Below are 14200 nucleotides of genomic sequence, written 5' to 3'. Positions count from 1 at the left end.
GAAGTAAGGGGGCAGGTTAGTAAGAGTAGAAAGGATCACAAAGTTCACTAAGTCGATGAAAGTATTCATGACGTCCAGAAGTAACAGGTGCAACTAAACTTGCCAGAGCAGGCCTGTCGTATTCCTGAACATGGGACGTGATATATGTAAAAAAGTGTTAGAGCTTTTTCAGTACGGCGGCCCAGGCTTGGCTGTTCATGATGCCCAGTGTCTCGAACTTGCCGTTGGTTTTTACGCGTATGAACAGGGCGCTGCCGTACTGAGGGAACGCCGCGCGGGGGAAGCCCAGCGTGGTTTCGAAATCGGCGATACAGCCACTGTGGGTGACAAAAACCAGGTTGCGTGCGGGCTGTTTGTGGCTGAGCAGTTCTTCGCCCATGTCCTTGCCGCAGATAGCTTTTTCGCTGGTAGTCAGATCGGCTGCTTTGCCGAACATAAACTGCGAGGTCTGAACGGTGCGCAGGGCGGGGCTGGCAAGCACATCGCTGTAGCCCATGCCCAGCTTCGTAAAGGCCTTGCCCAGCTCTTGGGCGCGTTGAGTGCCTAAGACTGTCAGGCCTTCAGGTGAACCGAAGCAGGGGTTTGTCGAGCGGTCGCATCGCTCTTCGTGGCGCACCAGCACAATCAGGTCGCCGTCGCGCCAGGCGGGCAGCACTTGTGAGGTCAGCAAGCGATTGCCGACGCCCAGGTCACGCGGCGATGACGGCCACATCAGGAAAGCGGTGAGCAGCAGGGCAATGACGGCGAGACCCGCCCACCACTTTTGCATTTTTTTGAAATAGCCCCGGCGTGAGCGCGGTTTGGTCAGAGTAAGGTCAACCACATCATTCACCATGGGCACTGTCAGCAGTGTTTTTTATTAAGTAGGCGCAACGCATTGACGAATTCCCATAAGGGAATGGGAGGCTGTCACAGGGCTGCTGTCTTTTTGCTGAACATCTGGCGGTTAAAAGTTGCCGTGGCTGGCAACTAATAAGTTGCCGAGTATCGGCGCGTGGCGGGCAATTTAGAGGGGCGAGGGTGGGCAAGCAGTGAAATCCATGTGAAAAATTTGCGTAGGGCCGACGGTCAGCCGTTATGCTCGTTCGGAGTCCTTCGAACGAGCGTTCTTATGTTGCAGGTGCAAGGTGTCCTAAAAAGCTACGCCACCCCGCAGGGCCCGCTTGCAGTGCTGGCGGGCGTTGACTTGTTCCTGGGTGAGCGTAGCAGCCTGGCGCTGATGGGCGAGTCCGGCAGCGGAAAAAGCACATTGCTGCATCTGGTGGCCGGGCTTGATCAGGTGGATGGCGGCAGCATTCAGGTGGGCGAGCAGCGCCTGGACCAACTCAGCGAAGCGCAGCTGGCCCACTGGCGGCGGACTGAAATCGGCCTGGTGTTCCAACAGTTCAACCTGATCGGCAGTTTGCGCGTGGACGACAACCTGGCATTCCAGGCGCGGTTGGCGGGGCGCTTTGATCCGCAGTGGCAGGCGCAGTTGGTGGAGCGCCTGGGGTTGGGCGATTTGCTCAGGCGCTATCCCGAGCAACTGTCCGGCGGCCAACAGCAACGGGTTGCGGTGGGGCGTGCGTTGGCGTCGCGCCCTGGCTTGCTGCTGGCCGATGAGCCGACCGGCAATCTCGACGAAGCCACCAGCGATGAAGTGCTGCAACTGTTGCTCGACCTGTTGCGCGACAGCCCCACCAGCCTGTTGATGGTCACGCACAGCCCGCGCATCGCCGCGCGCCTGGACCAGCAAGTGGTGTTGCACCGCGGTCGTGTCGTGCCTGCGGACGCGCGCTGAGATGGCGGTGTTTTATTGGGCGTTGCGTGCGCTGATCAGCCATTGGCGGCGCCACCCGGTGCAGTTTTTCAGCGTGCTGACCGGCCTGTGGCTGGCGACCGCGCTGTTGACCGGTGTGCAGGCCCTTAACAGCCAGGCGCGGGACAGTTATGCACGCGCCAGCCAACTGATCGGCGGTGAGCCGCAAGCCAGCCTGAGTGCGCCAGACGGCGCCAGCTTCCCCCAAGCACTGTTTGCCGAGCTGCGCCGCGCTGGTTGGCCGGTGTCGCCGGTGGTGCAGGGCCGGTTGCTGCTCAAGGGGCATGAAGCACAACGCCTGCAGCTGATGGGCATCGACCCGCTGTCGTTGCCCGGCGGCGGCGCGGTGGCGGGGCAGCGCTTGAGCCAGGCGCAAATGCTGGCTTTTTTCAACCCGCCGGGGCGTACCTGGATCGCACCGCAAACCTTGTTGGCCCTGGGGTTGCACGAAGGTGAGCAACCGCTGACCGCGAGCGGGCAGGCCTTGCCGCCGTTGCAGGCTCAACCGGACATGGCGCCGGGCCTGTTGCTGACCGATATCGGCTTCGCCCAGTCGCTGCTGGAAATGCCCGGCCAACTGTCGCGCCTGCTGCTGGACAAGGCCTTTGCCGCCCGCCATCCCACACCGCCTGCCGCGCTGCAACTCAAGCAGGGCGAGGACAACAACCTTGCGCGCCTCACCGAAAGCTTTCACCTGAACCTCGACGCCCTGGGCTTTTTGTCGTTTGTGGTGGGCTTGTTTATTGTGCACGCCGCCATCGGCCTGGCACTGGAGCAACGCCGTGGATTGCTGCGCACCTTGCGTGCCTGCGGGGTCAGTGCGCGCATGCTGATCCTGAGCCTGGGCGTCGAACTCGGCGTGTTGTCGTTGCTCGGTGGCGTGCTCGGCGTCGCCAGCGGTTACCTGCTGGCCAGCCTGTTGCTGCCGGATGTGGCCGCCAGTTTACGCGGCCTTTACGGCGCCGAGGTGCCGGGCCAATTGAGCCTCAGCCCATGGTGGTGGATGGCCGGCTTGGGCCTGAGCCTGCTCGGCGCATTGCTCGCAGGTGGCAGCAGCCTGTGGCGGGCGGCGCGTTTGCCGCTGCTGGCGCTGGCCAATGCCCAAGCCTGGCATGACGCGCACGGGCGCTGGCTGCGGCGCCAGGGTTGGGTGGCGGCGACCGCGCTGGTGATCGCGCTGCTGGCGCTGTGGCTGGGCGACAGCCTGGCTGCCGGGTTTGTGTTGATGGCGGCTTTGCTGTTGGGGGCAGCGCTCGGTTTGCCGGTGGTGCTCAACGGCCTGCTGACGGCGGTGCTCGGGCGTAGCCGTTCAGTGCTCGGTCAGTGGTTTTTGGCCGACTGCCGCCAGCAGTTGCCGGCCTTGAGCCTGGCGCTGATGGCGTTGCTGCTGGCCTTGGCGGCGAACATCGGTGCAGGTTCGATGACCTCGGGCTTTCGCCAGACCTTCAATAACTGGTTGGAGCAACGTCTCACGGCCGAGCTGTACCTCAACCCGCAAACCCCGGCCCAGGCCGAGCAGCTCAGCACCTGGTTGGCGCAGCAACCGCTCGTGCAAGCGGTGCTGCCCACCTGGCAGGTCGCGGTGCAGTTGCAGGGCTGGCCGGCGGACGTGTTCGGCGTGGTCGACGACCCCACTTATCGTCAGCACTGGCCGTTACTGGAGCGCGTGAGCGAGCCTTGGGACCAGTTGCTGCAAGGCGACACGGTGATGCTCAGCGAACAACTGGCGCGGCGCTTGAAGGTGCGACTCGGCGATGCGGTCGTTATTCCCACGCCTGAGGGCGTGTGGTCACCCAAGGTGGTGGGGGTTTACGCCGACTACGGCAACCCCAAAGGCCATCTGCTGGTCAATGCCAAGCACCTGCTGGCGCACTGGCCGGGGCTGACACCGGCCCGCTTCAACCTGCGGGTGCTGCCGCAGAATGTGCCGCCGCTGGTGCGCGAGGTGCAACGTGCGTTTGCATTGGAAGACAGCCGCATCGTCGATCAACAGCAACTCAAAGGCTGGTCGAGCCAGGTGTTCGAACGCACCTTTGCCGCAACGGCTGCGTTGAACAGCCTCACCCTCGGTGTCGCCGGGGTGGCGTTGTTTATCAGCCTGCTGACCCAGAGCCAAAGCCGCCTGGGCCAACTCGCACCGCTGTGGGCGCTGGGTGTGACGCGTCGGCAATTGATGGTGCTCAACCTGGGCCAGACCTGGCTGCTGGCGGTGCTGACCTTGGTGTTGGCGTTGCCGTTGGGCCTGCTGCTGGCGTGGTGCCTGGACGCGGTGATCAACGTGCAGGCATTCGGCTGGCGCCTGCCGTTGCAGGTATTCCCGTGGCAGCTTGCGCAATTGTTGGGGCTGGCGCTGCTGGCCACCTTGCTGGCCTCGGCCTGGCCGCTGTGGCAGTTGTACCGCAGCCGCCCGGCGGATTTGCTGAGGACGTTTGCCAATGAAGATTAAAGCGCTGCTGTGGGCTGCTGTGTTGCTGCTGACGGCCTGTGACAAGGCGCCAGCGCCGCCAGAAAGCTTCGCAGGCCTGGGCAACGATGCCGCGGACTTTGCCCAGGTGGTGCCCGGTAAAGTGTTCAGCTTTCCTGAGGATCACGGCCCCCATGATGGCTTTCGCATCGAGTGGTGGTACGTCACCGCCAACCTCAAGGACGCCCAAGGCAATGTGTTCGGCGTGCAATGGACGCTGTTTCGCAACGCGCTGAAGGCGGGGCCGACGCAGCCCGGCTGGCACGACTCCACCATCTGGCTTGGCCACGCCGCCGTGACGTCCGCCACCCAGCACTACGCCGCCGAACGCTTCGCCCGTGGCGGCATCGGGCAAGCGGGGGCCCAGGCCGTGCCATTCAATGCCTGGATCGACGACTGGAATTTCGTCACCCGCCCCGGCGCCGTGAGCGCCTTGGCGGATATGCAACTCACTGCCTGCGGCCCGCAGTTCGCCTACGACTTGCACCTGACCTCCAGCCGCCCGTTGGTGCTGCAAGGCGATAACGGCTACAGCCGCAAGTCCGATCAGGGGCAAGCGTCCTACTACTACAGCCAGCCATTTTTTACCGCGACCGGCAGCGTCAGCATCGACGGCAAGACCTACCAGGTCAGTGGCCCCGCCTGGCTCGACCGCGAATGGAGCAGCCAACCTCTGGCGGCCAGCCAAACTGGCTGGGACTGGTTTTCCCTGCACCTGGACCGTGGCGAGCAGTTGATGCTGTTTCGGGTGCGGCAAAAAGACGGCGCGGGTTACCTGACCGGCACCTGGATCGACCCGCAGGGCCACACCCAGACCCTGCGCAATGAAGATATTCAGCTCACACCCTTGTCCACCACCGCCATCGACGGGCGTCCTGTCCCTACGCGCTGGTCGCTGAAAATCCCAAGCAAACACCTGGATATCACCCCCCAGGCCGTCAACCCGAAGGCGTGGATGAACCTGAGCATCCCGTACTGGGAAGGGCCCGTGCAGTTTGAAGGTGGCGTGGGCTATCTGGAGATGACGGGGTATTAAACGCGCCTTTTTGTAGGCGCTGTTTCTCTGCCAGGCGGGCAGCAACTCTGGGGACGAAACCGGCGACGCGTCAGGTTTAGTCGCATGGGACTAATGATTGATAGGGGCTTTAGAAGACGTTCGTTTTTCTGCACCTATTTTTCCAGGCGACTATTTTTTTCAAAAAAAGCACTGTTCATTTATCCAGTAGTGTCCTACATTTCACCCTAGGTGACCGGATGTCACCTGAGCTTCAATTTTTTAACTATGGATGGATAAAAAATGAAATCGAAAAAAGCCTTTATGCTGGGCGCGGCCATGGTGGCCTCCTGCTTCGTTTCGGCCTTCGCCCTGGCCGAACCAAGCCTCCCGAAACTCAGCGCAGAAACGCTCAAGCAGGCCGTGGGTAACGCGCTGAACCCCGGCGGTACGCTGGAGTCGATCCAGGTCTCGGACGCGCTCAAGCAAAAGCTCAACGCGGCGAAGGCCGGCAAGGCCAAGGCGCCTGCGAGCAAGGCGGCCCCCAGCAACGTGGCGGTCGACACCAAGGTTGGCGAGTTGAAGAAACCCGACCAGGCGCAAATGAAAGACGCTGCGATTGCTGCATTCACGCCGCTGTTTCCAACCCTGGATATCAACACGCTGTACACCCTTACCGGGGTGGAGACCGGTGCGCAAATCGCCTACCACTTCAACCTGCCGAAAAACGCGCGGGTCCAGGTACAGTTGCTGAACCAGAGCGCCGGTACCGACATGTCATTGACCCTGTTCCACGATGATGGCCAGGGTAACCTGACGCCATTGGGCACCTCCGATAACGCTGGCAATGCCGATGAATACCTCAACGGTGTGCTGGCGGCCGGTGACTATTACTGGTTCATGGTGGCCAATACCGCGAGCAACTCGCAGTTCAGTTTCGGCGTGGCGGTGGATAGCAATATCGATGCTTATGAACCCAACGACACCCCGCAAACCGCATTTGCGCTGCCGGATGGGTTGAACCAGGTGTCGGGCAACCTCGATAGCGTCAACGATGTCGATTACTTCGACTTCACCTCGTTGCGCGGCCAAGGCGTGGGTATGTTCCTCGGCGATGACGGCGCGGGCACACGCAACCAGTGGATTTTCGAGCGCTTTGATGGCAATAACTGGGTGGAAGTCCCGCAAGGTTCCACCTCGACTTACCCGAACTTGACCCCGGGCTACACCGTCAAGGTGCGTGTGCGGGCCAACCCGGCGGTAGCACTGAACCCGCAGGCGCAATATAAGTTGAGCCTGGGTTCGGCGCCACGCCTGGACCAGTACGACGTAAACGGCGACAACGTGGTGCGCATCCCCAGCTCGATCTACCAACTGGCCACCCAGGCGGCGCGCAGCCTGAGCTGGAGCACCCGATGGTCTGACAGTACCGGTGCACCCTTGCGCGGTGTCACCCCGGTACTTCGGGTCGACAAGCGCTTCAGTGGCCCCTACAACTGGGTCAATTACGAGGCCAGGACCGGCATCACTGGTGCAGCTTCGGGCAATGTCGACCTGGGCACTTGCTCCGGCGACTACCACGTGGTCTACCCGGACAGTGGGTCCGGCCAGACGTACAACTGGGATACCTGGTTCAACGAGGGTGGCTGGCGCATCGAGCTCAAGGAGTTTCCGGGTGTGGGCGTGGGCGGCAATATCTCGCAGTACGTCAGCCTGGGTCATATCTGCAGCCAGCGCATCGTGCGCTGATCGATTGACTTGAGTGAGGCAGGGGGCAGTCCATTTGGACTGCCCCTTTTTCGTTGGTGAGCGCCTACTTTGAGTTGTCGCGTGGGGCAGGCTCCCAGTGCAGGGTGCCGAACAGGTAATCCATCAGCGGTAGCACGATATTGAAATTGCGCCCCTGCATCAGCTCGCGCCGATGATGCAGGGCGTGCAGTTGGTGCATCTGGCGAATCCAAGGCAGGCGTGCCACGCGGTGTTCGGCGGGCAGGTGTTCGCAGGCGTGGAACACTTCGTAAAGCAGATAGCCCAGGATCATGCACCCGGCAAACAGCCCGGCGACGTTCGGGCTCAGGTGTTTGAGCAGCCACCAGGCGGGGAAGGTGATAGCCAGGCTATGCAGCACTATCAGCCAGGCGGGGAACAGGATCACGCGCCAGTCCCGGGGGCTGTCGTAGGTCATATGGCCGGGGGTGAAGAAGCTGTGATGGTCGCCGGTGTGGCGCGCGTAAAACAGTTTGGCGAGGGCGTGTTTGTGGTGGCCGAGGTGGCGGTGGACGAGGTAGATACACAGGTTGAAGAACACCAGGGTCAGGGGCACCGTCAGCCACTGGAGTGGGGTGATGTGTTCGGTGGAGGACCAGGCCAGGGTGATGCAGAAAATGCCGTAGCCGAGCACGAAACAGGCGTGGAGCCATGGGTTGTAATGGGGATTCACGTTGGCGCGATAACGGGCGCGGAAGGTCTCGGTAGGGTGGGCCATGGCGGTCAGCTCGGTGTTTTTTGTTAGAGGGTGAGCTTAGTTGGTGGTGGGGAATGTGCGAGTTTTTGCCGGCTACGCGATCAAAGGTGGGAGCTGGCTTGTCGGGTCGCCGCACCGCTGCGATGCAGGTACCTCGGTGTACCAGGCATAGCGAGTGGATGCCATCGCAGGCAAGCCAGCTCCCACATTTGATCAGGGTGGGCCAGGAAGGGTATCCAGCCCCGGGCGACCAATGGGGGCTTGCACAGCCTCCATTTACTTGCTAGTTTCTCGCAAAATGTTATCGATAACATTTGCTCTAAAAATAAAAACAAAACAGAGAACTACGCCATGAAAATGCTCCCGAAGACCCTGTGTTTACTGGCTGTTAGCATCACCCTCGGCTCTACCTCCCCAGCGTTCGCCGACGCCGCCAAACCCATCCGTATCGGCGCCTCCTTCCAGGAAATCAACAACCCCTATTTCGTCACCATGAAAAACGCCCTGGAAGAAGCCAGTGCAACCATCGGTGCAAAACTGATCATCACTGACGCTCGCCACGACGTGTCCAAGCAAGTCAGCGACGTCGAAGACATGCTGCAAAAAGGCATCGACATCCTGCTGATCAACCCCACCGATTCGGTCGGCGTGCAGTCGGCGGTCAAATCCGCCCACGCCGCCGGTGTGGTGGTGGTCGCGGTAGACGCCCAGGCCGACGGCCCGCTGGACTCCTTCGTCGGTTCGAAGAACTTCGACGCCGGCTTCCAGGCCTGTGAATACCTGGCCAAGAATATCGGCGACAAAGGCAACATCGCGATCCTCGACGGCATCGCCGTGGTGCCGATCCTCGAGCGTGTGCGCGGCTGCAAAGAGGCCGTGGCCAAGCACCCGGACATCAAAATCGTGAGCATCCAGAACGGCAAGCAGGAACGTGACCAGGCGCTGACCGTCACCGAAAACATGCTGCAGGCCCAGCCCACGCTCAAAGGCATTTTCAGCGTGAATGACAACGGCTCCCTCGGCGCGCTCTCGGCCATCGAAGCCAGTGGCCTGGACGTGAAACTGGTGAGCGTCGACGGCGCGCCGGAAGCGATCAAGGCGATCCAGAAACCCGGCAGCAAGTTCATCGCCACCTCGGCGCAATACCCGCGCGACCAGATCCGTCTGGCCCTGGGCATCGCCCTGGCCAAGAAGTGGGGCTCGCAAGTGCCCGCCACCATCCCGGTGGACATCACCTTGATCGACCAGGCCAAAGCCAAGGACTTCAGCTGGTAAATCGCCCAGGCCCCATGTGATCCGTGGGGCCTAGGTCATTCCTTCTGAATACGAGGTCGGTGGTATGAGCAGTCTTCTCAAGCTGGAAAATATCTGTAAGCGTTACCCGGGCGTACAGGCCCTCAAGGCCATCAACTTGCAAGTGGAGCGCGGCGAGATTCATGCTTTGCTCGGCGAAAATGGCGCGGGCAAGTCGACCCTGATGAAGATCCTCGGCGGTGTCGAACATCAGGACGAAGGGCAGATCCTGATCGACGGCCAGGCGCAGCAGTTCGCGACCTACCGCGATGCGATTGCCGCCGGTATTGGCATCGTGTTCCAGGAGTTCAGCCTGATTCCCTACCTCACGGCGGTGGAAAATATCTTCCTCGGCCACGAGTTGAGCAATCGCTTCGGCCTGCTGCGCAAGCGCGAGATGGTCGAGGCGGCCGAGGCGTTGTTCAAGCGTTTGGGCGTGAGCATCGACCTGCAATGCGCGGTCAAGCACCTGAGTGTGGCCGAGCAGCAGTTTGTCGAAATTGCCAAGGCCCTGGCCCTGGATGCGCGCCTGCTGGTGCTTGATGAGCCGACCGCGACGCTGACGCCCAGCGAAGCCGAGCTGCTGTTCGAGATCATGCGCGAACTCAAGCGCCAAGGCGTGGCGGTGATTTTTATCTCTCATCACCTTGAGGAAATCTTCCAGGTTTGCGACCGCATCAGCGTATTGCGCGACGGCGGCAATGTCGGCGTAACCGATGTGGCTGACAGTGACATCGACCGCCTCGTCGAGATGATGGTCGGCCGTCGCCTGGAAAGCAGTTTTCCGCCCAAACCGACCACAGCGCGTGGCCCGTTGTTACTGGAGGTCAAGGACATCCAACTGGTGCGTAACGGCCCCCACAACAGCTTCCAACTGCACAAAGGCGAGATCCTCGGGTTTGCCGGTTTGGTCGGTTCCGGCCGCACTGAACTGGCACTGGGCATGATGGGCGCGCTGCCCTCAGTCAGCAAAGAGGTGTGGCTGCGTGGCGAAAAAGTCACCCTTGATGACCCGGCCCAAGCCCTGGCCCACGGCATCGGCCTGCTGCCCGAAAGCCGCAAGAGCGAAGGCTTGATCACCGATTTCAGCATTCGCGAAAACATCTCCCTGAACAACCTGCCCAAATACCAGAATGCCTCGGGGCTGATCGACAAGGCCAAGGAGTGCGCCAGCGTCGAAGACCTGATGCGCCAGCTGTCGATCAAAGCGCCCAGCGGCGAGAGCCGAGTGTTCAACCTCAGCGGCGGCAACCAGCAAAAGGTTGTGATTGCGCGCTGGATCAACCACCACTGCGACGTGCTGGTGTTCGACGAACCCACGCGCGGCATCGACGTCGGCGCCAAGGCGCAGATCTACGCCTTGATGCGCAGCCTCACCGAACAGGGTTACGCCATCATCATGATTTCCTCTGAACTGCCCGAAGTCATCGGCATGTGCGACCGCGTCGCCGTGTTCCACAAAGGCGCCATCGTCAAGGTACTCGAAGCGTCTGCCGTCAACCCACAAGAGGTCATGCGCCATGCAACAGGGGGCTCAAGTGAATACGTCCATTAACACCGGCGACACCGGCCGGCTGCGCCTGCACCTGGCGCGGCTGGTGCGCTCGCCGGCCTTCTATCCATTCGTGGGGCTGGTGGTGGTGACCCTGGTGATGATCCTCGCCAGCGACACCTTCCTGACCACCAGCAACCTGTCGAACATTGCTCGCCAGGTGTCGATCAACGCGATTATCGCGGTGGGCATGACCTGCGTGATTCTCACCGGTGGCATCGACTTGTCGGTAGGGCCGGTGATGGCGCTGTCCGGCACCTTGACCGCCGGTTTGATGGTCGCGGGCCTGCCGCCGGGCCTGGCGATTGGCGCCGGGATGCTGATTGGCGTGGCCTTCGGCATCGGCAACGGGCTGTTCGTCGCCTACCTGCACATGCCGCCAATCATCGTCACCCTGGCGACCATGGGCATCGCCCGTGGCCTGGGCCTGATGTACACCGACGGTTACCCGATTTCCGGGTTGCCGGAGTGGTTCGGCTTCTTCGGCCGCCAACGCCTGTTCGGCATCGAAGTGCCGATCCTGATCATGCTCATCACCTACTTCGCCGCCTACGTGCTGCTGCAGCACACGCGCATCGGCCGCTACATCTATGCCATCGGCGGCAATGAAGAAGCGGTGCGTTTGTCGGGCGTGCGCGCGGCGCGCTTCAAGCTGCTGGTGTATGGCATCAGCGGCCTGACGGCGGCGATTGCCGGGTTGGTGCTGACCTCACGCTTGATGAGCGGCCAGCCGAATGCCGGCGTGTCGTTCGAGCTGGATGCGATTGCTGCCGTGGTACTCGGCGGCGCCTCGATTGCCGGCGGGCGCGGGGTCATCGTCGGCACCTTGCTCGGCGCGATGTTGCTCGGCGTATTGAACAACGGCCTGAACATGCTCGGCGTATCGCCCTACGTTCAGAGCGTGATCAAAGGCGCAATCATTTTGCTGGCGATCTTTATCAGCCGTCAGCGCCATAAATAAACTCATCTGACTACAGGACTGCACCCATGGACAAGCACACCGAAATGCAAGCCGTCGTCTGCCACGGCCCCAAAGACTATCGCCTGCAGCGCATCAGCAAACCCCAGGCGCGCCCCAATGAACTGGTGATCCGCATCGCCGCCTGCGGCATCTGCGCCAGTGACTGCAAATGCCACTCGGGCGCGGCGATGTTCTGGGGCGGCGATAACCCGTGGGTCAAAGCGCCCGTAGTGCCGGGCCATGAGTTTTTCGGCTATGTGGTTGAAGTGGGCGAGGGCGCCGAGGAGCACTTTGAAGTCGCCGTCGGCGACAAAGTGATCGCCGAGCAGATCGTGCCGTGCGCCAAGTGCCGCTTCTGCAAGTCGGGCAAATACTGGATGTGCGAAGTGCACAACATCTTCGGCTTCCAGCGTGAAGTGGCCGAAGGCGGCATGGCCCAGTACATGCGCATTCCCAAGACCGCCATCGTGCACAAAATTCCCGAATCGGTGTCGCTGGAGGACTCGGCGCTGGTGGAGCCGATGGCCTGCTCGATCCACACCGTCAACCGCGGTGAAATCCAGCTCGATGACGTGGTGGTGATTGCCGGTGCCGGCACGCTCGGGCTGTGCATGGTCCAGGTCGCCGCATTGAAGACGCCGAAAAAACTGGTGGTGATCGACATGGTCGACGAGCGCCTGGAGCTGGCCAAGCAATTCGGCGCCGACGTGGTGATCAACCCATCGCGCGACAACGCCCGCGAGATCATCAACGGCCTCACCGATCATTACGGCTGCGACGTGTACATCGAAACCACCGGCGTGCCGGCCGGTGTGACCCAAGGCCTGGACCTGATCCGCAAGCTCGGGCGCTTTGTCGAGTTCAGCGTGTTCGGCGCCGAAACCAGCGTCGACTGGTCGATCATCGGTGACCGCAAGGAGCTGGACGTGCGTGGCGCGCACCTCGGCCCGTATTGCTACCCGATCGCCATCGACCTGTTCGAACGCGGCCTGGTCACCTCCAAAGGCATCGTCACCCATGACTTCCCGCTGGATAACTTTGCCGAAGCGTTCGAGCTGGCCAACTCGACCAAGTCGATCAAGGTGCTGTTGAAACCGGTGATTTGAAATGAATTATGTGATGGGTGTGGACATAGGAACCCAGAGCACCAAGGCGCTGCTCGTGGATGCTCAAGGCACGATCATCGCCCAGCACAGCCAGGGGTATCGAGTGGATACCCCGAAAGTGCGCTGGGCCGAACAATGGCCGCAGGTCTGGCTGGAGGCCGTCGAGGCGTGCGTGGCGCAGTGCATGGCCAAGGCCGGCGTGGCCGCGCAGCAGGTCAAGGCACTGTGCATCAGCAGCCTGTACGGCGGCTCGGGGATTGCCGTGGATGCGCAGATCACGCCGCTGCACCCGTGCCTGATCTGGATGGACCGCCGCGCCGGCGAGCAGGTGGCGTGGGTGCGTGAGCATGTGGACCTGGAACGTTTGTTCGCGGTCACGGGCAACTCGGTGGACAGCTACTACGGCTTCACCAAGATGCTCTGGCTCAAGCAGCATCAGCCGCAAGTGTGGGCAGAAACACGTTACCTGCTGCCGCCCAACAGCTATATCAACTGGTGCCTGACCGGTGAGCTGGCGGTGGACCACAGCAGCGCCGGCAATATTGGCGGCGTCTACGACGTGGCGCAACGGCGCTGGTCCGAGGAGATGCTGGCGGCACTCGAGATTCCGTTGGCGATGATGCCCGAGCGGCTGGTGTATTCCGGTGAAGTCGTAGGCGGGCTGCTGGAAACCTGGGCTACGCGCCTTGGTTTACAGGCGGGGACGCCGATTCTTGCCGGTGGCGTCGATGCGGCCATGGCAACGTTGGCGGCCGGTGTCACGCAACCGGGCAACCACGTGGCGATGATCGGCACCAGTATGTGCTGGGGCTACCTGAACCAGCAGGTGGACGCGCGTCACGGGTTGGTGAGCATGCCGCATGTCTACAACGGCCACCGGGACCTGTACATCTTTGGCGGCGCGATCACCGCCGGGGCGTCGGTCAGTTGGTTTCGCGAGCAGTTCTGCCAGGCCGAGGAGCAGCAGGCCAAAGCCACCGGGCAGGACAGCCTGGTGTTGCTGGAGCAGAGCGCGATGAAGGTGCCGGCGGGCAGCGAAGGCTTGTTGTTCCTGCCGTACTTGATGGGCGAACGCAGCCCGGTGTGGGATGACCGCGCCAGCGGCAGTTTTGTCGGGCTGAACCTGTACCACAGCCGCATCCACCTGTACCGCGCGGTGCTCGAAGGCGTGAGTTTCGCCCTGCGCCACAACATCGACGCCGGCACGCAAGGCGCCCACTCGCTGGACCCGCGCCTGATTGTGGTGGGTGGCGCGAGCCATTCGGATTTGTGGATGCAGATTATTGCGGATGTCACCCGCTACCCGGTCTACACCATTGTGCAGGAGGTGGAAGCGGCGCTGGGCGCGGCGTTGCTGGCGGCGCATACGGTGGGGTTGGTGAGTGACGGGCAGATGGAGACGGGCTGGGTGCAGTTGGAACTGCGCGCGCAGCCCAAGCGCGAGAATGTCGCGGTCTATGACCAGGCGTTTGCGGCGTATCTAAAGCTGTATCCAGCCCTCAAACCCATCATGCACAGCCTGCAAAACAACTGAAACAACGCGGTCCAGAAATGTGGGAGCAGGCAAG

Annotated in this window: 11 protein-coding genes; 9 read left to right on the top strand and 2 right to left on the bottom strand. The window is 61.9% G+C overall.

Annotation, left to right across the window (positions count from 1 at the left end; genetic code table 11):
* Nucleotides 1-157 precede the first annotated feature (157 nt).
* Nucleotides 158-835: a histidine phosphatase family protein gene (locus tag K0P33_RS20540; RefSeq protein WP_242150908.1), complete on the bottom strand. Its 678-nt coding sequence runs from the start codon at nt 833-835 to the stop codon at nt 158-160.
* A 276-nt stretch (nt 836-1111) separates the two neighbouring features.
* On the opposite strand from K0P33_RS20540, the gene K0P33_RS20535 reads away from it, so the two are divergent.
* From K0P33_RS20535 to K0P33_RS20520, 4 genes are all read left to right on the top strand, one after another.
* Entirely contained in the window at nt 1112-1780 is a 669-nt protein-coding gene (locus tag K0P33_RS20535) for an ABC transporter ATP-binding protein (protein WP_242150905.1), read from the top strand.
* Nucleotide 1781: 1 nt separating this feature from the next.
* Complete coding sequence (locus K0P33_RS20530; RefSeq protein ID WP_242150902.1) at nt 1782-4244, top strand: FtsX-like permease family protein; 2463 nt, start codon at nt 1782-1784, stop codon at nt 4242-4244.
* Entirely contained in the window at nt 4234-5298 is a 1065-nt protein-coding gene (locus K0P33_RS20525) for a lipocalin-like domain-containing protein (RefSeq protein ID WP_242150898.1), read from the top strand. The genes K0P33_RS20530 and K0P33_RS20525 overlap by 11 nt, the downstream gene beginning before the upstream one ends.
* A gap of 261 nt (nt 5299-5559) precedes the next feature.
* A complete protein-coding gene (locus K0P33_RS20520) occupies nt 5560-7005 on the top strand; it encodes a hypothetical protein (protein ID WP_242150895.1) in 1446 nt (481 codons plus the stop codon).
* A 64-nt stretch (nt 7006-7069) separates the two neighbouring features.
* Here the strand turns inward: K0P33_RS20520 and K0P33_RS20515 are convergent, their stop codons facing one another.
* Nucleotides 7070-7741 carry a sterol desaturase family protein gene (locus K0P33_RS20515; protein WP_094951545.1) on the bottom strand — a complete coding sequence of 224 codons (672 nt, stop codon included), beginning with the start codon at nt 7739-7741 and terminating at the stop codon, nt 7070-7072.
* Between the two features lie 330 nt (nt 7742-8071).
* On the opposite strand from K0P33_RS20515, the gene K0P33_RS20510 reads away from it, so the two are divergent.
* The 5 genes from K0P33_RS20510 (at nt 8072) to K0P33_RS20490 (ending at nt 14166) form a co-directional block, all read left to right on the top strand.
* The gene (locus K0P33_RS20510) at nt 8072-8995 is read left to right on the top strand and encodes a substrate-binding domain-containing protein (protein ID WP_242150892.1); all 924 of its coding nucleotides are present in this window, start codon (nt 8072-8074) and stop codon (nt 8993-8995) included.
* A 64-nt stretch (nt 8996-9059) separates the two neighbouring features.
* Nucleotides 9060-10568 (top strand): sugar ABC transporter ATP-binding protein, encoded by a 1509-nt coding sequence (locus K0P33_RS20505; RefSeq protein WP_094951547.1) that lies wholly within the window; start codon nt 9060-9062, stop codon nt 10566-10568.
* On the top strand, nt 10534-11526 hold the full coding sequence (locus K0P33_RS20500; RefSeq protein WP_094951553.1) for a ribose ABC transporter permease: 993 nt from the start codon (nt 10534-10536) through the stop codon (nt 11524-11526). The genes K0P33_RS20505 and K0P33_RS20500 overlap by 35 nt, the downstream gene beginning before the upstream one ends.
* Before the next feature lie 26 nt (nt 11527-11552).
* Entirely contained in the window at nt 11553-12632 is a 1080-nt protein-coding gene (locus tag K0P33_RS20495; protein ID WP_094951548.1) for an alcohol dehydrogenase catalytic domain-containing protein, read from the top strand.
* A gap of 1 nt (nt 12633) precedes the next feature.
* Nucleotides 12634-14166, top strand: a complete 1533-nt coding sequence (locus K0P33_RS20490; protein WP_242150889.1) for an FGGY-family carbohydrate kinase — start codon at nt 12634-12636, stop codon at nt 14164-14166.
* Nucleotides 14167-14200: the final 34 nt, after the last annotated feature.

This window comes from Pseudomonas sp. ArH3a (assembly GCF_022648765.1).
Classification (GTDB): Bacteria; Pseudomonadota; Gammaproteobacteria; order Pseudomonadales; family Pseudomonadaceae; genus Aquipseudomonas.
This window is presented reverse-complemented; position numbering and strand designations above follow the sequence as displayed.